This is a genomic window from Alcaligenes sp. 1735tsa3 (genome assembly GCF_024134565.1).
GTDB lineage: Bacteria > Pseudomonadota > Gammaproteobacteria > Burkholderiales > Burkholderiaceae_B > Alcaligenes > Alcaligenes phenolicus.
Map to the genome: position 1 here is coordinate 2378880 of NZ_CP099862.1, position 18817 is coordinate 2397696.

At 56.8% G+C, this 18817-nt stretch carries 17 protein-coding genes; all 17 read right to left on the reverse strand.

Annotation, left to right across the window (positions count from 1 at the left end):
- Position 1: 1 nt before the first annotated feature.
- Positions 2–847: a type II secretion system F family protein gene (locus NIZ92_RS11025; protein ID WP_254001924.1), complete on the reverse strand. Its 846-nt coding sequence runs from the start codon at positions 845–847 to the stop codon at positions 2–4.
- Positions 844–2496: an ATPase, T2SS/T4P/T4SS family gene (locus NIZ92_RS11030; protein WP_254001925.1), complete on the reverse strand. Its 1653-nt coding sequence runs from the start codon at positions 2494–2496 to the stop codon at positions 844–846. The genes NIZ92_RS11025 and NIZ92_RS11030 overlap by 4 nt, the downstream gene beginning before the upstream one ends.
- The gene (locus tag NIZ92_RS11035; protein ID WP_254001926.1) at positions 2483–3853 is read right to left on the reverse strand and encodes a type II and III secretion system protein family protein; all 1371 of its coding nucleotides are present in this window, start codon (positions 3851–3853) and stop codon (positions 2483–2485) included. Before NIZ92_RS11035 ends, NIZ92_RS11030 begins: the two co-directional genes overlap by 14 nt.
- Positions 3850–4731 (reverse strand): Flp pilus assembly protein CpaB, encoded by an 882-nt coding sequence (gene cpaB, locus NIZ92_RS11040; RefSeq protein ID WP_254001927.1) that lies wholly within the window; start codon positions 4729–4731, stop codon positions 3850–3852. Before cpaB ends, NIZ92_RS11035 begins: the two co-directional genes overlap by 4 nt.
- Positions 4728–5348, reverse strand: a complete 621-nt coding sequence (locus NIZ92_RS11045) for a hypothetical protein (protein WP_254001928.1) — start codon at positions 5346–5348, stop codon at positions 4728–4730. The genes cpaB and NIZ92_RS11045 overlap by 4 nt, the downstream gene beginning before the upstream one ends.
- Complete coding sequence (locus tag NIZ92_RS11050; RefSeq protein WP_115633792.1) at positions 5345–5947, reverse strand: pilus assembly protein TadE; 603 nt, start codon at positions 5945–5947, stop codon at positions 5345–5347. The genes NIZ92_RS11045 and NIZ92_RS11050 overlap by 4 nt, the downstream gene beginning before the upstream one ends.
- The gene (locus NIZ92_RS11055) at positions 5944–7206 is read right to left on the reverse strand and encodes a hypothetical protein (protein WP_254001929.1); all 1263 of its coding nucleotides are present in this window, start codon (positions 7204–7206) and stop codon (positions 5944–5946) included. Before NIZ92_RS11055 ends, NIZ92_RS11050 begins: the two co-directional genes overlap by 4 nt.
- Complete coding sequence (locus tag NIZ92_RS11060; protein ID WP_009462197.1) at positions 7203–7460, reverse strand: hypothetical protein; 258 nt, start codon at positions 7458–7460, stop codon at positions 7203–7205. Before NIZ92_RS11060 ends, NIZ92_RS11055 begins: the two co-directional genes overlap by 4 nt.
- Positions 7461–7564: 104 nt before the next feature.
- Positions 7565–9928, reverse strand: a complete 2364-nt coding sequence (locus NIZ92_RS11065; RefSeq protein ID WP_254001930.1) for a TonB-dependent siderophore receptor — start codon at positions 9926–9928, stop codon at positions 7565–7567.
- Positions 9929–10185: 257 nt separating this feature from the next.
- Positions 10186–11175, reverse strand: a complete 990-nt coding sequence (locus NIZ92_RS11070; RefSeq protein WP_035272833.1) for a FecR family protein — start codon at positions 11173–11175, stop codon at positions 10186–10188.
- 81 nt (positions 11176–11256) lie between these two features.
- The gene (locus NIZ92_RS11075) at positions 11257–11760 is read right to left on the reverse strand and encodes a sigma-70 family RNA polymerase sigma factor (RefSeq protein WP_035272834.1); all 504 of its coding nucleotides are present in this window, start codon (positions 11758–11760) and stop codon (positions 11257–11259) included.
- Positions 11761–12000: 240 nt separating this feature from the next.
- Complete coding sequence (locus NIZ92_RS11080; protein WP_254001931.1) at positions 12001–13155, reverse strand: YncE family protein; 1155 nt, start codon at positions 13153–13155, stop codon at positions 12001–12003.
- Positions 13156–13195: 40 nt separating this feature from the next.
- The gene (locus NIZ92_RS11085) at positions 13196–15568 is read right to left on the reverse strand and encodes a TonB-dependent receptor (protein WP_254001932.1); all 2373 of its coding nucleotides are present in this window, start codon (positions 15566–15568) and stop codon (positions 13196–13198) included.
- A 289-nt stretch (positions 15569–15857) separates the two neighbouring features.
- Positions 15858–16826 carry a FecR domain-containing protein gene (locus tag NIZ92_RS11090; protein WP_254001933.1) on the reverse strand — a complete coding sequence of 323 codons (969 nt, stop codon included), beginning with the start codon at positions 16824–16826 and terminating at the stop codon, positions 15858–15860.
- A 7-nt stretch (positions 16827–16833) separates the two neighbouring features.
- On the reverse strand, positions 16834–17337 hold the full coding sequence (locus NIZ92_RS11095; protein ID WP_226348329.1) for a sigma-70 family RNA polymerase sigma factor: 504 nt from the start codon (positions 17335–17337) through the stop codon (positions 16834–16836).
- 234 nt (positions 17338–17571) lie between these two features.
- Positions 17572–18267 (reverse strand): fumarylacetoacetate hydrolase family protein, encoded by a 696-nt coding sequence (locus NIZ92_RS11100; protein WP_009462199.1) that lies wholly within the window; start codon positions 18265–18267, stop codon positions 17572–17574.
- Positions 18264–18800 carry an inorganic diphosphatase gene (gene ppa / locus NIZ92_RS11105; RefSeq protein ID WP_009462201.1) on the reverse strand — a complete coding sequence of 179 codons (537 nt, stop codon included), beginning with the start codon at positions 18798–18800 and terminating at the stop codon, positions 18264–18266. The genes NIZ92_RS11100 and ppa overlap by 4 nt, the downstream gene beginning before the upstream one ends.
- Between the last annotated feature and the right edge of the window lie 17 nt (positions 18801–18817).

Genomic DNA, 18817 nt, shown 5'->3' on the forward strand with positions numbered 1-18817 from the left:
ATCACCCCTCCCCTCGCAGGATCACTTGCATCCACCACAGCCCCATCAGCAGCATGGCCACTAGCGCCCCCGCCACCCAAACACCCAATGTGTTGAACCAGGCCTGCTCAAATGCCGTGGCATCCAGAAGGTACAAAGCGCCCGCCACAAAACCCGGCAAGCAGAACATGATTCGCGCCTGCAAACGCGCCTGCGCGGTCAAGGCAACAATCTTGTCCTCGATGGTCAGTCGCGCCCGAATGGTTTGCGCCAGTATCTTCAAGCGTTCCCCTAGCCCCGCCCCCGTGCTCTGGCCCATCTGCAAGGCACTGAACAACATGGCCAGTTCTGACACCGGCACTCGATCCAGAAGGTCTTGATACGAGTCCTTGGCACTCACCCCCAAGCGCTGCTGACGCAATAGCAAACGCAGCTCTTGCCCCAAGGGCGCAGGCAAAGATTGAGACAGCTGCTGCAAAGCCGCTTGCAAGGCCAAACCTGCTTGCAGGCTCAAGGCCAAAGACAGAACAAAGTCAGGCAACTGTCGTCGTAAGCTTACCAAGCGCCGCTGTCCCATCCAGCGCAGAACCAATAAAGGCGTGACTGCAGCCAGCAGAGCTACCATCGCTGCCAGCCAGAACGACTGCATCAGCCACCAGGCCGTCAAAAAGATCAGGGGCAATAAAGCCCAGGCCCCAAAAGCCAAATACTGACTGCGCACAAATACAAAATGAGATTGCAAACTCTGCTCGGACTGCCTGAGCAGTTGCTGCCTATAACGCTTGGCAAGACGCTGTCCTGAACGTAGCAATACATAGGCCAACGCCGTGGTACCCAAGACAATCAGCAAAATACTGAGAAATCTCATGATTGCCTCTCTGCAGACGAAACATGCTCGGAACGCAAGCCACTGGCGGCAAAACCGAACTCCGGGCGATAGCTGTACAAGGTTTGCAGTTGAATACGCTGCGCCTCGATGCCGGTCACCTCCACAATCTCGTGCACCAAACGCTTCCCATCAGGCAAGCGGCTCAATTGCACGATAATGTGCAAAGCCCGCGCGATATGCTCTCGCACAACCAGCAAAGGCAAATCCAGGCCTGCCATCAACACCATCCCTTCCAGGCGGGACAAGGCGTCGCGAGGCGTATTCGCATGCAAGGTCCCCATCGAGCCTTCGTGGCCAGTGTTCATGGCCGACAACATATCGAAAGCTTCTGCGCCCCGGCACTCCCCCACCACAATCCGGTCTGGCCTCATTCGCAAGGCTTGTCGTAACAGGCTCCGTATATCCACTTGCCCCTGACCTTCTGCATTCGCGGGTCGGGACTCCAAAGCCACCCAATTACTGTGCTGCAACTGCAGCTCGGCAGCATCTTCCAGGGTCACGATTCGTTCACCTGAATCAATGCAGGTGCTGAGCACATTCAGCAAAGTCGTTTTGCCTGTCCCGGTTCCACCCGAAACCAGAATATTGCAGCGTCGCTGCACCGCCTGTTGCAGGAATGCGGCCATCTCCGGCGACAAACTGCCTGTCTGCAACAGATCCTCCAGCCCCAAGCGTCGTTTGGGAAACTTGCGTATGGTCACGCAGGTTCCCTTGACCGCAATGGGCGACAGTACCGCATGAAAACGCGAACCATCGGCCAAGCGCCCATCCACTGCGGGCGAGCTGATATCCAGCCGTCTACCCAAGGGAGCCAGGATGCGGTCAATAATCGCCCGCAAGGCCGACTCGCTGCTGAACACCAGGGGATGGGCCTGAAGCCGCCCCGCCTGCTCAACAAATACCCGATCATAATGATTGACCATAATTTCCGAGACCGAGGCATCAGCCAGTAAAGGCTCCAGAGGCCCCAAACCCACCGCTTCGGCACAAACACTGGCTTGCAGTCTGGCTTGCTCATGCTTGGGGACAGCACATTGGGCCTGGATCAAACGACCCAAGCAATCAAAGGCTTCCTGCTCCAACTGTTTGTCTGTGACGCGGGAGAGGTCTCGACGCTCCAATTCCAACGCACTCAACAAGGCTTGATACAGGCGTTGCTGTTCCTGTCTGAACAGATCACTATCGGATACCGGAAGATCAGCTTGCCCAGGAGGGAAAAAACCTTGCTCACCTTGTGGTGTCTGACGCGGTTCTCCCATCGTAAAGGACTGCGGTATTGAGGTTTCCGGTGGGTTTCCCAAGTCCGAAACGGCCATATCAACTCTGGGCTGAACCTTCTGCCCAAAACCGGCAATCCGCAACTTGAACCCTCCCAGCACCAGTACATCGCCCAAGCGCAAAGGCCCATCGTCATAAACCCGTTTGCCGTTAAGCTGTACGCCCGTCAAAGAGCCGTGATCCTGGATGTACACCGCCCCCGCCCGCTTCAGAAAACTGGCATGCTGGCGCGCGATACGCCAGGACGGCAGAACCACATCACAGGCCGGGTCACGCCCTATCAAGGCTGGCAAACTGACCGTGCAGGGGCGCGTCGTCCCCAGCTCCGACTCAAGCTCAAGGTTCAACACGAAATACCTCACTATCAGGTTCTACCCATTGCGACCAGGTGCCTCGCCCTGCTCCCTTGGGGATGGCACGCACAGGTGTATTCAAGCGCGGAGCATCAGGAAAGCTTTGATCCAACCACTGGGTAGCATTCGCCTGCCGAGCCAGCAAATCAGGATGTTCCGCAGCCACCAAAGTCGGGGTCACAAATACCGCCAACTCCGTTTCCTGTCGGGCAAAGCGTTCGGAACGAAACAAGGCGCCCAGCACTGGCAAACTGGCCAATCCCGGTAGACGATCCACATGCCGAGATTCTTCACGCGAGATAAACCCTGCCAGCACCAGCGTTTGTCCTGAACGGACATTGAACTCGGTCGAAGCTCGTCGGGTTTTCAAAGACGGCCCGGCGGGTTGGGACAGGCTGGCATCAACGGAGCTAACCTCCACCTCGATCTGCGAACGCACCAGCCCGCCACGCTCGACTCGCGGCACAATGCGCAGCGACACACCGTAAGGCTTGAAGCTGGTCTTGCTGTTTCCCTTGTCGTCCGTGGTGGTGTAAGGCAGCTCGCCCCCGGCCAGAAACTCGGCTTGAGAACCACTGCGTGCCAATAGCTGCGGTTGCGCCAGTACAACCGCATGTCCTTCCTGTGCCATGGCCTGAACGCGAGCAGACATCAAGGCGCCAACACCAAAGAACGCTGCCCCCTGCTTGGCAGGAAAAGCCAAAGGCAAAACAGCTTCACCTGGCCTGTCCAAAAACTGATGAGTAGCCGCATCCCAGGCACCGCCCATACTCAAACCACCCTGAGAGCTCCCATCCCAACGCACTCCCAGCTCTCGCAGACTGTTGCGCGGCACCTCCACTACCTGCACATCCAGCAAGACCATCGGTTCCCAACCGTCCTGCTGCGTGAAATCCAGCAATTGAGGATGCTCCTGACTTAATGCCTGAATGCGATGCTTGTCCTGATCACTTAAACTTTCTCCCTCCAGCACCAGCTTGCCACCCAGTTCGCTGATGCGTAACTCGGGAATGCGTTCCAGCAAACTTCGTAGCTCCGCCAAGGTTTGCCTCTGATTTTCTGGCGACACCTCAATTTGGTAGGACTGGCTTTGCCCGGAATGGGACCAGACTTGTACCACCGTGCTGCCCGTCTTGCGTGCAAACAGAATCAACTCGCCCGATTCCGTGGTGACAGCGTGAACAATATCACCGTCGCCGACCGCCACCCGCTCCACCTGCGTGTCAGGCAGAACCATCAACTCACCGACTTGTAGCCGCAAGCCCTGGGCCTGGCTTTGCAAACTTGCACTACACAGGGCACCAGACAGCAAACTCACAGCGGCACGCTTACACCAATAGCGATTTTTGCTCATGGTTGCTGCCCCACAGAAAAGCCGTCCGGCATATCCAACCAACCCAGACGCTCCACTTCTGTCTGGCCAAGCTGCCCTGCCGGTCTGTTGCCGTACAAAACTTGTACAGGCTGTTTGGGCCTTGCACCCGGCCCCAGACCCAGAATGTCAGCCAGCTCACCCCGCACAGCAGCCTGATGGGGTGTATGGTCATCCGGATTGCGCAGCAAAGCACTGATGCGTCCATGTTGCCTGGCTGCCAGCAACTTCAAAGCATCGTCCGGGCCTACATCCAGCGTCAAGGTGTTGTAGACGTCCTGATCCAATCTGGCCGTGGTCGAGCCTTTACCCGACCGTTGTCCGGTCGCCAGAACCAGAACAGACTGCAGCAAGGGGGCCGTTACCCGCCGCTGCCGATCGTCAAAACTGACATAGATATCGATCAGATCTCCTGGCCGGATCAACCCCGACACCGAACTGATCGCATCCACCGGCACAGTCAGGGCACGCCTGCCAGAGAGCAATTGCTGTGAAAATGGACTGCTGACTTCCTGCACATGCGCCTTGCTGATCAAATCCCCTGCCCGCAAAGGCTGGCTGAGCACTTGCCCCAGCAGACTCTCAAACTGCGCCACATCCCAACTGTCGCTAGGCACCAGTTCAGCAGGAAAGGCGCGGGCGGCCAAATGCTCCGCCTGCAACACCGTCCCCGCTGTCAGACTGGAGGCGGCTACCACCCTATCCAATTGCACACGATGCGCCGCTTGCCGCAGAGCCTCTTCCTGCCGGTCCAAGTAACGACTGCTGGTCCCGGCTGCCATCAAACCAGCCACCAAGGCCAGCAGGCCAAACCCTGCGCTGGGATGACGGCATAGCCAAAAGAATTTCGCCCGAATCATAAGGCCCCCTTTCCACAGGCACGGCAGATCAAGAGCAAGTAGCGCTGCTGCTCATGCTCCAACTCCATGACATCCAGCTCGGCCGGGCCTTTGCGCCAATAACGCTCGCCCGCCTCGGCTCCCCAGTCCTTGCGACGCAAATCGGCTTGCCATCCAGGCTCGGCCTTCAACAGCCAACTTTGCACTTGCCCTGGCTGTTCGTGTTGCCACAGGACGGCACCAGCAACGGGTGGCGCTGCCCAAACCGATGAGGGGGAAACAGGCTGACTGTGTTCGGAAACACTTAACAAACCCGACAGGGTCGAGGCCTGTATATCCTCCAACCACAAAACGCAATTCCTGCCATCTTTGGCACGCAGAAATACCCATTGCCCTTCCAATCTGATTGCGCCGTAATGAGCTCCACAGAATGGCTCCAAACGAGAAGCCAAGGTCTGCGCATCCAGGTCTGTGCTCAGTCCCCAGCTATACACAGGTCCAACATCAGTCTGTGCCATTTGCCCTTGATCCCACTGAACTTGGGAATCCTGCAAAGGTAGGAGCAAAGGCTGCGTTTTGGCCGGCACAGGGCTGAACATCAAGAAAAACAGCAAGAGCAAGGCAAGCAGCTGTCTCATGGTCGCTCCTTGGGGCCATGATCCGGCACGTAATCCTGCCACCGGCTCAGCCAATCCAAATCGGCTCGTGTCCGCCCCCAGGCCGCGTCCATAGGCCCTGCCTGCCGTATCGTTTCTCTGGCAGCGGGCCGGCTTGAGGCCATGGCCTCACCCCAAGCAGTCGTACTGTTTTCCAAACGCTGACGTGTTTGTTGTGTACTGTTAGCCTGCCCCGCAGCCGCCCACAGCCGGGATTGGCGCTGCAACTGTGTTTTGATGGACAGAGTTGCCAGCCAACGCGGCCACGGAATGGAAACACGCGACTGTGCCGTCCAGAATCCACTGCGCAAGCTCAAAAGCTCCCATTGCAAGGGCTGGGTTGTCGCTATCGGCGACTCCGAAAAACGGGTCGGTACTGCTTCTTGAACGGGGCTGCTCGCTGCTGGAACTGGCTTGCCATGGGCATCGTGCGTGAACAGGCTCAAGTGTGTACTCTGCTGCATTTGCTGCAAGCGATACTGCTGCTGCATCAGCCAACGTCCCGCCATCACCATCAGGCCCAACACCACACCCAGCAAACAGGCCTCGACCAGTGCGATCCCTTTTTGTCGCGTGTTCATAATTGGCGGCCTCCTGCATCCATCAGCCGTGCCTGCCAAAAGGGCAAAAACAGGCTGGGCTTGGCATCCACACCGGAATCTGCCCTATCCGGTGGCAGGGAGAAAAATGATTGCGCCGCCGCCCGTGTATGAACGGTTTGTCCCAAATGGCCTTGGGCCTGTAATGTCAGCACCAGATCGGGGCCTGCGCTCTTTTCAGAATCAGCCAAGGCATACCCGTCTACCCATGACCTTTGACTCCAGGGTCTGGCATCTCGCCGCGCCCAGGATTGCGCCACTGTATTGCCTTGAGCCGATAGCAAAGAGCTATTGCCCTGCTCCAGCGCCCACTTCCAGAAGCTCTGCCCTGAAAAGTCGTCTGGCGCATCAATTCCGGACGCATGAGTTGGCGTTTGCAAGGCCCACGCCATGGCATATTCACGGAAATAACAGCCTATCCAACGGTTGGAGCGAACCATATGCATGGACTGCGTATCGTTGGAATGCCAGCGGCCCGAACGGTCAAACTCGGTACGACCAGCACGACGCAAACGATGCTGCCACAAAGGGCAACGCCGATCGACACCGGGATAAGAGCGAGCCTCGTAATCCCGTGGAGCCAGAAACCCGTATAAAGACACCAGATGCGCCAAGCCCGACTGCCACTGGGCTTGTCCGGACTGTAGCAACAGAAACTGCGGCCAGCCGTCCTGCTCAAACTGCCAGCGAATGGCTTGAGCCGGCCAATCCGGCAAACTGCCATCCAAGGTCGCCTGAATAATGGTTTGTCGCCGTTGCGGTAACCCCTCTACCAATTGCTCTTGGGCCTGCGCCAGCACGTCATGAATCAAACGCTGATGAGCCTGGAAAGCCTGTTCTAAGGCCTGCTGGTTGTCTCCAGCAGAGCGCGCCTGGGTATACGCCAGTCCATGTGCAGGACCAAACATCATGGAGACCAAGTGCACAGGCGGATTCGCCCTACGCGCTTGCCCGGACTGGGTTTGCGCTGCCCTGTCCCATGTTGCCAAGGTCAATAAATGACCCAAAGCCAGTTGATGCCCCAACTGCGCCCGATTGATATAAGCCAGCAAGTTCAAGGTACGTGCCTGCTCGGTGGCCGCACCATAGGCAGCCGCATCCAGCACCAGGGACAAACGCCCTTGCTGCTCGGCAATCTGGTTCACATGAAAGTAGCCGCCCCAGGCGACAGACAGAAGTGCCAGCGCGATCAGGCCCCAGGCCAATGCCGCCCCCTCTTGTGGTCGGTTGGGCGGCCTCATTGCGCATTGCCTGTAAAGGATTTCAGGCTCTTGGCACTGCCTTGAGCCGCAGCAGCAGAAGCGGCAGATTGCGCTTGCTGAGTCTGCTCGGAGCCATCCTCCCCCGCCAGTTCCTTGGCCATGGCCGCGGTCTGATTGCGAATCACCTGACCAAAGGACTGGTACACCGCAATGGCCGCCACCGCGACCAAAGCCACAATAATTAAATACTCGACCATGCCCTGGCCGCGCTGCCGCCTGATGAACTGTCTCATTGGAATCTCCCAAAAGTCAGTTCACAGTCTGCCCCTTGGCAGCGGGCCAGAATATTCGCAAAAGCCGAGCTGGATGGGCTTGTCCGGCTGCCGGCTCTGTTGCCTTACATTCGATATTGCACGGTCAGATAAACAGTGCGTGGGGTGCCATAGTAATTATGGTCATAACTGATCGACTGGAAATAATGGCGGTCAAACAAGTTATTGATATTGACGGCAGCACTGAGCTGATCGCTAAACTGATAGGCGACGCGGGCATCCGCAACGGCATAGCCACCTTGCTTGCGTCCGTAGTAGCCGAAGCTGGACGAAGCACTTTGCAGATTCAATCCCGCGCCCATGCTCCATTTATGCCATTGCCCTGGCAAACGGTAATTGGCCCAGACTCGTGCCATATGACGTGGCACACCCGTATTGGCGGAAATATCGTAACCCACAGACGGGACATCATTGCCCCGGTTACGCGTCTGGGTGTAGGTATACGAGGCAGCCACCTGCAAGCCACGCAAGATTTCACCGTTGATTTCCGCCTCAAAACCCTGACTACGAACCTGCGCAGAGGGCCGGTAGCACGTACCGCCGCAATTCAAGTTGGCCACGCTCTCAGGCACCGTACCATCCTCGAAAGCCACGCCCTTTTGATCAGTGCGGAAAACCGCCAACAAGGTATTGACGCGTCCATCCATCAACTCGCCTTTCAAGCCCAACTCGTAATTACGACCTGTGACAGGACTCAGAAAAGCACCGGAGCGGTCGCGCTGGCTTTGTGGCCGAAAAATATCGGCGTAACTGGCATAGACGGACCATTGATTATCCAGATCCACCACCAACCCCATAAAGGGGGTGAACTTGCTGTTTTCCTTGGCATTGGTTTCGGATTTCCCCCAAACACCGTCAGACAGGTAGGTCTGCTCATACCAGGAGAGACGGCCACCTACTAACACGGAAAAGGGCTCGGCGAGCTGATAGCGTGCCGTGGCATACACGCCTTTCTTGTCCGAACGATAGCCGTCATCCATACGATTGGCAGCAATAATATCTTCACTGGCCAATTCGGGAGCGGTGACACGCTGCTGGTACGACGCATTCAGGTTCTCTACATTTCGCATCCAGCCCCACAAGTCATGGCTGCGCAAACGAGAAAAATTAGCGCCCAGGGTGACATCCAGCTGCCGGTCAAACAAACGAGTACGTCCGTTCAAATAGGCATCGCCACCCCATTGGCGCGACACCATATCAAAGGCGTAGGCGTCTCCCCGAAAGGTATTAGGAGGGCCCAAACGCCCTGTCCGGAGCAGATACTTCACATCGTTGGACTCACGCACACGCACTAAGCTGGCCTTGAATTTCCAGTCCTCGTTAAAGCGATGCGCAAAATCTGCAAACCAGGTGTCCTGAGTCTTGGACGTATGGTTCCAGGGTGCGCTCAAGTTCGTATGCCGCGGGTAGTCTGGCATAGAGCCATCACCATAATTGGGCAAAGCCGACCAATCGATGACACCATAGGGTTTCTCGCGGCTATAACCCAAACCTACTGTGGTGGCCGGCCCCAGATCAAAGTCGAGAGCCCCGTAAAACGTGCGATCCACCGAACCCTCATAATCGCGGAAGGAGTCTTGCTTGTCATAATTCAACACCACCCGTCCGCGGACAGTGGCCGAGTCGTTCAGTGCGCCGGACAAATCCGCCTGAGCACCGTAGCGGTCCCACGATCCAGTTGTGCCAGTAAATACAAACTGTCGCTCGTTGGTGGGACGTTTACGCACCATATTCACCGACCCTGAAGGATCCCCCGCGCCTTCAAATAGACCTTGCGGACCACGCATGATTTCAACGCGATCATAAATCGAAGTATCTGAATTAAAGGCAGAGCCACGCGCATACAACTGGCGCTCCAAAGGCACACCGTCAAACTGATAGCTCTGGATAAAGAAGCCACGCGAATAGAACTGACCACCGGGATCATTGGCCACCATAGTGACACCCGGCGCCTTGTTCAAGGCATCCCGAATATCGGTCACACCCTGATCATCCAGCTGCTGACGGGTGATGACCGAGACGGCCTGGGGAATCTCCCGCAAGGACTGCTCACCCTTGCTGATACTGACTCTGGGGGTGACATAGGATCCACTCCCTTCCGTCGCCAGGCTCGTATTGGCCATAACCGTGATCGGAGCCAATTGCGTAGTGTCATCACGGCTTGCTAGGGTTAAAGAAACCGTTCGCCCTTTCCAGCTGGCTTGCACGCCCGTCCCCCTCAACAAGCTTTGCATAGCCTGCTGCGGCGTCATGCGCCCCCTGACTGGCGCTGCCTGAAAGCCACTGACGGTATCGGGCAAATAATAGATTTGAATGTCTGCCTGCTGCCCCAACTCAAGTAAAGCCCGGTTCAGGGATTGAGCCGGAATAGAGATTGACAGCGCAGGCGCGTCCTGCGCAATCGCCTGCCCCAAGGGACTGAACGACAAGGCCAGTGCCAATACGCTGAGCCCTACACCCTGCACCGGGCGTAAGGCAAAAAGAGGCCATCGTTTATTTGTGTTCTGTGGATACACCGTAGTACTCGTTATAAGGAAAGCGACGCACAAAGCGACAAGCCCTTTGGCCAAAGGCAATCAGGGACGCAAAACTGTCCCTTCCCTCATAAGAGTCAATCAGGAGCAAACTCCGTAACGATTCTCGTTCCTAAATTGCAAGCAATTGTATCTTTCAAGAAATATGTGGTCTAACGAGCCGCAATACCCAACCGGCCATCGGGTCCTTGGACAATCACCACGGGTGCCAATGAGGGCAGGACGCCCAGAAAAGCCTGGGGATCATTCACATCGAAAACACCGGTCACTCGCAGCCCGCGCAAGGATGGGCTATGCAGCACAATGCCTGGCTCCTTGTAGCGATTGAGCTCGGCTACGATGTGCTCCAGTGGCTCAGCATCGAAAATGGCTCGACCCTGACGCCAGGCCAAAGCCTGCACCATATTTCGTGACTGCACGGAGGCCTGTTGACCGCTGCCCAGACGCACACCCTGCTCCCCTACGAGGTTGTAATTGGTGCTGTTCCACCAGGGTCCGCTCTCTACACGTACCGAACCGGAATCAACCGCCACATCAACCGTGTCCGTCTCGCGTCGCACATTAAAACGAGTGCCCGTCACCCGTATCACGGCCTGGCCGGCATCGACATTAAAAGGCCGATCTGGCTCGGAGCGCACCTGGAAAAAAGCCTCCCCTTTTTCCAACACGACGCGGCGCTCGGACTGATAAAAGGACACGTGCACCACGCTATCGGTATTCAGACTGATCAGCGATCCGTCCGGCAAGGTCTGCTCAAGCCGTTCGCCCTTGCGGCTGACATAGCGCTGGGTATATTGCTCACTTTCCAGCCAACGCTGCGGCCCCAGAACAGCGACACCCGCTATCGCCGCACAGGCACTTCCCAACCCTGCGATAAACGCTCTACGTCCCCATTGCGGTGCCCGAGGGCGAGTGTTTTGTGCCAAGCGTGCCTTGAAAGCGGCATCCGGTGTTGCCTGCGCAATCGACCACATGGCTTCCATGTCCTGATAAGCCTGCGCATGACGCGGGTCCTGTTCACGCCATTGCTTGAGCAGCGTCTGATCCCCCTCCTGCATCAGGCCACCTCGCACGCGCGCAAACCAGAACGCGGCAGCGTCGTGTGGATCATCAGGAATGGGAAGTGAATGGGATAAGCTCATAGTCGCTACGATAGCTCGCCGGTTAATCCCTGTACCAATGCGGGTGAAGACAGAAAAGTGCTCATGGCGTGCATCGTTATATTAAGAGGAAAACTGCTGCAACTTAAGCTGCAAATGACGCATGCTGCGGGTCAGGTACTTTTCTACCGAACTGACAGACAAACCCAGATGACTGGCGATTTCAGGCACGGTCCAGCCTTCCAGCCTGTGGCAGGAAAAAACCTGCTGACAGACGGGTGGCAGCTCATCCAGGGCCGCCAGCAAGGCTTCCGACAACTGCCCGCAATAGGCTGCCTCCTCGGCGCCCGACACCACGGGATGATCCTGTTCGCTCAGATCCTGCAAGGGAATCGTTAAAGCAGGCTGCTCCCGCTTTTGTCGCTGTATCAGACTGTTGGCCGCACTGCGATGCAAATAGGCTCTGGGATTGCTGATTCGGGCTACGTCTTGCTCCAGCATTCCGGCAATAGCATCGTGGGCCACATCTTCCCCATCACAGCTGTTTGATGAACGTCGCGTCCACGTCTTAACCAGCTCGTGGTAATGCACGAGCCAAGTTTTACGTGAGGACGAAAAACGCGACATAGAACGGCATGGGGTAAATAGATCAAGGGGACATAATAATAACAACGATTCTCATTATTGTTATTGTGTTTTGATCCGAACAGGAAAAAGCCTTGAAACAAAAGGATCATCTCCTGAGATCTTTGTCTCCTTTATCAGGCAAACGAACAAAAAAAACCGCCAACTGATCTGCCCCCAAAGCTTGGATGGTTGTCCAATATTTGGGGTGCAGTTCAAATGGCGGGCGTTCTTGAAACAAGCTTAACGAGGCGCTAACCGGGCCACGCCTTCCCTTGCTGTTCTGCTCTCTTCCTTGATGGACACGTAGACATTTCCCGAAGCTGCATCCAGGGTCAGACTATTAGGGTGCGGCGCCAAAGGCACCGTCGCCAAAAGCGTGTAGTCCTCTGCATCCAGCACGCTGACCGTGCCGCTATCCCGGTTGGAAACATAAACACGGTCCCGGCCTTCATCAAGCATCGGTGCAATGGGAGCCTTGCCCGTCGGTACGCTGGCCAACAGGGCACCGTTTCTGGCATCAATCGCCACCATCCTATGTCCGGTTCCGCGCTTTTCATACTCCGTCAGCCCGGCTTTCTCCTTGCGCAAGGTATCCATACGCTCCGAACCCAGATCACTTGCCAGCAGACGATGGCGTTTGTGGTCATAGGCCAGATTCAGCAGTTGATCGGCCTTGACCTCCCATTGGGTTTTGATGGTCAAGGTCTTTGTATCAATGCCAAATACCTGTCCCTGCAAGTTGGACACATAGAGCCTGTTGCCCTCTTTATCCAGAGCAATACCCGCTGCGCCTGCTCCCAGGCCAGAGACAACCCGATCCAGTTTCAGATTGGCCGTATCGACGACATACAGCACACTGCCTTGGGCACTCAGACCCGGAGCATAGAGGCGTTGCCGCTTCTGATCCACGACCAGCTCGCGCAGCAGATGCGGATAGATCGCTTTATCACCGTCATAACGAATGGGCTCGGCCAATTGCACGACGCCAAGAACGCGATTTTGCGCCGTATCGACGACCGTCACCGAGGCCGTCAGTGCGTTACCCACGTACAGACGGTTGGCGGCATCATCCAGTGCAACTCCGAACCCACCCCGCTCCAGCGGAATTTCTACGGTCACCGACAAATCAGCTGGATTCAGACGCAAGATTCTGGAAGGTTCACTGACAGGATCCGCGCCCCCGGCTGATGCCACAAAAACCGCCTGCTGACGCGCCGAATAAGCGAGTTCATACAAGCGCGGCGCAATCATTTTGCGCGTCACCTGTATCGTTTCCTGCGCTTTTTGCTCCTGGGTCGCGGGACTTACCGCTGCCCGCTTGTCCGCACCCAATTGTGCGCAAGCAGCCGTCACGCTGACGCAGGCCAGCAATCCATATCGCTGCCATTTATTCATAGTCCACCTCGTGCTTGGTAATAAGTGAAATTCGTCTGGATTAGAAATCCATGCTGGCGGACAACATGAATGTTCGAGGAGCGCCCTGCCAGAGCTTGCCGCTACCGCCAGCCGACCAATAGGCTTTGTTGGCGATATTCAGTACATCGGCACGCAAAGTCAGTGCATGACCGCTGATGGAAGTTTGATAACGCAAGCCGGCATCAAAGATAGTTCTACCCGCCGCACGCATCGAGTTATCGCTGCTGTAATACTGTCCCTGGATCGCCTGCATATTTCCTGTCGCCGTCAGACCTGTCACACCAGGCACATCCCACTCCACACCCAACTTGCCTTGCCACTTGGGTCTGGCCATGACGAAACGCCCTTGATTGACACCACCGGCTGTCTTGCTCAACTCGGCATCCAGATAGGCAATGCCCCCCATCAGACGCAAGCCCTCTACGGGCTCTCCAAAGAAGTTCAGTTCCAGGCCACGATTACGCTGCTCACCATCGAAGGAGAAGATATTGCTTGTGGGGTCGATATAGCTGTTGGGCAGGCGGATTTGATAGGCACTCAATGTCGCGGCAAAATCACCCAGATCCAGCTTCACACCCACTTCATGTTGTCTGGTTTTATGCGGTGCGAAAATTTCACCGGCGTTATTGGTGCCCACTGGAGCAATCGCCCCCTCGCGCAAGCCTTCGATGTAGTTGCCATAGACGGAAACCTCATCGCTGAGCTTGACCAGCAAGGCCGCCGATGGAGAGGTGGCCGACTCCTTGTAGCGCGCCGTACTGACACCACTGACAGGGTGGAAGGACTCGCTCAGGACGTTCTGATGCCGGATTCCCAGTGTCAACATGATGCTATCGTCCGCAAAGGACAGGGTGTCAGCGATGCCTACGCTGCTCAGGCGAGACAAGGCGGTTTTGGGCACGTCCGATTTGCCGATGACAGTTGCGGGAGCTGGCCCCCAAGTAGGAGCATAGATATTCGTGTACCAGTCCGTGGGCAATAGTCCGACAACCGTTTTGGAACGCACTTCTTGCTCATAGTATGAAGCGCTCAGGGCCAGTTCATGCCGCACGCTGCCCGTGCTCAGGCGGGCCATGATGCCCACATCACCTGCCTTGCGGTCCAGCACTTGGCGCTGCTGTCCAAAATTGTTTCGATAGCGGCCCTGCGGATCGGTGACCGCAAACACCACCCCGAGCAAGCCGTCATAATCCGTGCTGCCTTGGCCGTAGTTACCGTAAACCGTCACGTCCTTGCTCAGATCAGCTTCGCCACGCAGCACAAACGCGGTGTCCTCGGCACGGGAATATGTCCAGTCTGGTGCCAAAGCCTGCCCTGGCTTGGGTACATCGGGCGTATCCAATCCGCGACCCACCGTAATGCCACGCGTGACACCTTTCACATTGTCTTTACTAACGTAAAAGTCAGCCGCCAGCCGTACGGTATCCGTACGCCAATCCAGCCCCAATGCAGCCAGAGTTGCCCGTTTCGACTGCTTATCGGTAGCCGTACTTCCGTCCTGATACAAGCCGTTGAAACGAATACCAAACTGCTGCTTGTCACCAAAGCGGCGCCCTACATCGACATGGCTACCATATTGGCCATCGGAGACGAACATGCCGGTCAAACGCGCCAACGGCGTTTCAGTCGCACGTTTGGGGACCAGGTTCACACTCCCGCCCACTGAACCGCCGGGCGGCATGCCATTGAGCATGGCAGACGGGCCTTTCAGTACCTCAACCCGTTCCACTAACTCCAAAGGGACACGGTTATAAGGCAGCAAGCCGTACAAGCCACCAAAGGCAATATCGCCCGAACCCACGTCAAAACCGCGAATCACAAAAGCTTCGCGCACAGTGCCACGCATGCCCAGGTCGTACACCGCAGCGTCAGTAGAGCCAATTACCCGCGCCAAATCCTGCGCCTGCCGTACCGCTTCTTCCGTATAGCTGATGGTGCTGAACGGCGTCTCCATGAAATCCTTGTAGCCCAACAACCCTACCCGACTGCCCGTGGCCACCTTGCCGCCTGCATACACCGGCGTCAAATCCCCACGATACAAACCGGTGACAATCACAGGACTGAGCTGCGTGACGCCACCCGCCTGGATATCGACAGAGGACGACATGGTCGTTTCAGGCAAGGGACGCAGCACATAGCGGCCGCCGCTTGTAGCGACCGCTTCATAAGTCGTGTCGGCAAGCAAACGAGCGAAGCCGTCCTGAACACTGTACTGCCCTTGCAGGGGGCGGCTTTGCAAGCCCGCCAATTGCTGCGGCTCAAACACCAGCTGTACACCAGAAAGCGCGGCAAACTCGGCCAGAGCGTCACTGAGCTTGCCCGCCGGCAGAGCGTAAGTTCGTTTGGCGCTGGTATCCATTACGTCAGCAGCCAGGGCGGGAGAGCTGGCCATCAAGGAGGTTGCCGTCAACGCGCAAAGCGTGGAACTGAGAAACAGAGCGAGAACATCTGCTCTAAGCCGGAACACAGTGCGATGGGGGTGTGAAGTCTGCGCGTCAGCCGTTTTGCGGGCCAGTCTGGACAGACATGCGTGAGAAGCCATGCTAGGAACCTTTCGTCAATGGAGGTGAAAACCTGCGACGTCATGCGTCATAAGAGGTACACCGGACGAGACGAAAAAAGTGCTCACTTTATGGGAGAATTTTTTCAAACCTTGAGCAAACGCGCGGAGTTGCGGCTCTTTAAAGCTGCGGAACCAGCTCCACCCAATATGATGAGTAAGTCACGATGCGCAATGGCAAAGACTCCGCCAGGCTGGCCAAGGCGGCATCAGTATCCTTCAAGGACAAGGCCCCCGATACGCGCAACTGCGATAAGGTCGGATCACAACGCAGCACACCCGAGCGATACCGCCCCAGCTCGGCCAGAACATCCTCCAGCCGCATGTCTTTGGCCAACAGGATGCCCTGCTCCCAAAACACATCCGCGTCTTGCAGTGGACGAGGCGTGCTGACGCCCCTGATGTCAAAGTCTGCCTGCTCACCCGCTTGTACGCGACGAGACGGCCCCGCCAAAGGCCGAACCTCGACGGCATGCTCCAGCACCGCCACGCGGAACGTATCACCATCCAGCTGGCGCACACTGAAACGTGTCCCCAAGGCACGCACCAGTCCGGCGGAGGTATCGACCAGAAAAGGTCTGGGAACGGCAAAAGAGTCCGGCTGGGTCGTAATCAGAATCTCGCCAGCCAGCAAATGGAGTCGGCGCTCGGTCTGGCTTTGTGCAATATTCACGGCGCTGCGCGTATTGAGCACCAGCTGGGAACCATCAGGCAGAACCAGAGGTTTACGCTCCCCCGTTCCTGTGGCCACATCAGCGGTCCAGCGACGCCAGGGAGCCTGACTGACGGCCAGCATCCCCAAGGGCGCAGCAAACAGCAACATCCCCAGCATGCGCAAGGTGTGACGACGTTTGTGGCGACGATCCAGCTTCTCCACCGCCTCTTTGCCTATCTCCGCTGGCAACTGATCGAAAACGTGGAATACAGCCTGTGTTCGCGTCCAGGCATCTTCATGAGCCGGGCTTTTTCTGCGCCATTGTTCGAAAGCCTGACGCTCGCTGTCTGAAGGCGTGTCGTACTGGAAGGTCATGGCCCAGTTGGCCGCCTCTTTCAGCAGATCGTGCTGGATGGTGCCCGTGGATGAAGACATGCTAGCCCTATGCAACCGCCGCGCAGGCAACCAGCGCTTTCTGGATGTAGCGACGCACCGTAATCAAGGGCATCTTCATATGCTCGGCAATCTGAGCCAGCGTCATGCCATGCAGTTGCGCCAGCAAAAACACCTCCCGAGTGCGCGGCGTCAAGCTGGCCAACATGGCGTCTATCCGCATCAAGGCCTCGATGATGATCAGTCGGGTTTCCGGGGATGGCATATGCACAGCGGGAAGATGGGCAATGGCTTGCAGATAAGCCTCTTCCACCGACTTTCTGCGCCAGTGATCGACCAGCAAGCCTTTCGCGACATGCGTCAGCAAGGCACGCGGTTCACTGCCAAGACCTGGGGAAAATGTGCGTGCTGTCAGAATGCGCACAAAGGTGTCCTGCGCAATATCAGCGGCATCATTGCTATTGCCCAGCTTACGGCGCAGCCAGCCCTGCAGCCAGCCATGATGAAGGCAATAGAGCGTTTCAACCGTCATCACGGATAGCTTGTCAGACATGGGTGTATTCATTGAAAGCCTGGAGTCAGGCAGGGAGACAAATAAGAATAAGTCTCAATTATCAATAAATTACTTCTGACAGGCAAGATATACCGTCATCTACACACGCCTGACCGTCAGACGGCAGACATGCAAATGACGACGCACCCCCGCCTTGCATCAGAAGACCCAATGAATAAACCCGTCTGGAGACTGCTCTCCAGACGGGTTCATGACCAGCTATTCAGACCTGGATCAGACCAGACGCACCTCTATGCTACCCAGACCATCGATCGCCCCGTGCATCACATCGCCACGTTCCACCGAGCCGACACCGGCTGGGGTTCCCGTGAAAATGATGTCACCTGGGAACAACTCGAACAGGCCCGACAGGTAAGCGATGGATTCAGCCACATTCCAGATCAGCTGATTCAAATCGCCAGTCTGGCGACGCTCGCCGTTGACGTCCAGGGTGATAGCACCTTGGGACAGCTCGCCAATACGGCTGCGTGGGACCAGAGGGCCGGTCGGCGCGGAGTGGTCAAAGGCTTTGCCCACTTCCCAGGGACGACCAGCTTTTTTAGCTTGCGTCTGCAAATCCCGGCGGGTCATGTCCAGACCCACCGCGTATCCCCACACACATTCAGCAGCCTGCTCCACAGTCAGATCACGCCCGCCCTTGGACAAAGCCACGACGAGTTCGATCTCGTGATGCAGATCCTGGGTGCGAGAGGGATAAGGCATGTCGCAGACCTGGCCGGGCAGCACGTTCAAGATGGAGTCCGCCGGTTTGCAGAAGAAAAAAGGATCTTCGCGACCGGTAAAGCCCATTTCCTGTGCGTGCTCGACGTAATTGCGGCCGACGCAATAAATGCGGCGTACAGGAAAAACCTGCTCACTGCCCTGTACGTTCAGGGCCGCAACGGCGGGTGCGGGGATGACGGTACTCATTTTGCCTGGCCGTCAGCAAAGCGCTTGGCACCGTCTACCAACTCTTTCTTGGCAGCTTCGATACCGTCCCAGCCCTTGACCTTGACCCATTTACCTTTTTCGATGTCTTTGTAGTGCTCGAAAAAGTGCTTGATGCGCTCCAGCTCTTCAGGTTGCAGATCTTCAGGCGACTTCACGTTGCGGTACAGGGGGTACAGCTTGTCGGTAGGCACGGCCAGCAGTTTGGCATCGCCACCGCCTTCGTCGTCCATATGCAGCACGCCGATAGGACGGCAAGGAATCACGGCACCGATCTGGATTGGGAAAGGAGCAATCACCAGCACGTCAACCGGGTCGCCATCGTCCGAAATGGTTTGCGGAACGTAGCCGTAGTTGCAGGGGTAGTGCATGGCGGTCAGCATGAAACGGTCCACAAAAACCACGCCGTTCTCGTCAACTTCGTATTTGACGGGGTCCGAGTTCATGGGGATTTCGATGACTACGTTGATCTCGTCGGGCAGTTTTTTGCCAGCAGGTACTTGGGCGAGGCTCATTCGTGCAAACCTTTAAA

What these genes read in the sequence shown, in the direction of transcription:
- NIZ92_RS11025 (WP_254001924.1), bottom strand. Translation starts at nt 847, where the DNA reads ATGAGATTTCTCAGTATTTTGCTGATTGTCTTGGGTACCACGGCGTTG.
- NIZ92_RS11035 (WP_254001926.1), bottom strand. Translation starts at nt 3,853, where the DNA reads ATGAGCAAAAATCGCTATTGGTGTAAGCGTGCCGCTGTGAGTTTGCTG.
- cpaB (WP_254001927.1), bottom strand. Translation starts at nt 4,731, where the DNA reads ATGATTCGGGCGAAATTCTTTTGGCTATGCCGTCATCCCAGCGCAGGG.
- NIZ92_RS11045 (WP_254001928.1), bottom strand. Translation starts at nt 5,348, where the DNA reads ATGAGACAGCTGCTTGCCTTGCTCTTGCTGTTTTTCTTGATGTTCAGC.
- NIZ92_RS11050 (WP_115633792.1), bottom strand. Translation starts at nt 5,947, where the DNA reads ATGAACACGCGACAAAAAGGGATCGCACTGGTCGAGGCCTGTTTGCTG.
- NIZ92_RS11055 (WP_254001929.1), bottom strand. Translation starts at nt 7,206, where the DNA reads ATGAGGCCGCCCAACCGACCACAAGAGGGGGCGGCATTGGCCTGGGGC.
- NIZ92_RS11060 (WP_009462197.1), bottom strand. Translation starts at nt 7,460, where the DNA reads ATGAGACAGTTCATCAGGCGGCAGCGCGGCCAGGGCATGGTCGAGTAT.
- NIZ92_RS11070 (WP_035272833.1), bottom strand. Translation starts at nt 11,175, where the DNA reads ATGAGCTTATCCCATTCACTTCCCATTCCTGATGATCCACACGACGCT.
- NIZ92_RS11075 (WP_035272834.1), bottom strand. Translation starts at nt 11,760, where the DNA reads ATGTCGCGTTTTTCGTCCTCACGTAAAACTTGGCTCGTGCATTACCAC.
- NIZ92_RS11080 (WP_254001931.1), bottom strand. Translation starts at nt 13,155, where the DNA reads ATGAATAAATGGCAGCGATATGGATTGCTGGCCTGCGTCAGCGTGACG.
- NIZ92_RS11085 (WP_254001932.1), bottom strand. Translation starts at nt 15,568, where the DNA reads ATGGCCAGCTCTCCCGCCCTGGCTGCTGACGTAATGGATACCAGCGCC.
- NIZ92_RS11090 (WP_254001933.1), bottom strand. Translation starts at nt 16,826, where the DNA reads ATGTCTTCATCCACGGGCACCATCCAGCACGATCTGCTGAAAGAGGCG.
- NIZ92_RS11095 (WP_226348329.1), bottom strand. Translation starts at nt 17,337, where the DNA reads ATGTCTGACAAGCTATCCGTGATGACGGTTGAAACGCTCTATTGCCTT.
- NIZ92_RS11100 (WP_009462199.1), bottom strand. Translation starts at nt 18,267, where the DNA reads ATGAGTACCGTCATCCCCGCACCCGCCGTTGCGGCCCTGAACGTACAG.
- ppa (WP_009462201.1), bottom strand. Translation starts at nt 18,800, where the DNA reads ATGAGCCTCGCCCAAGTACCTGCTGGCAAAAAACTGCCCGACGAGATC.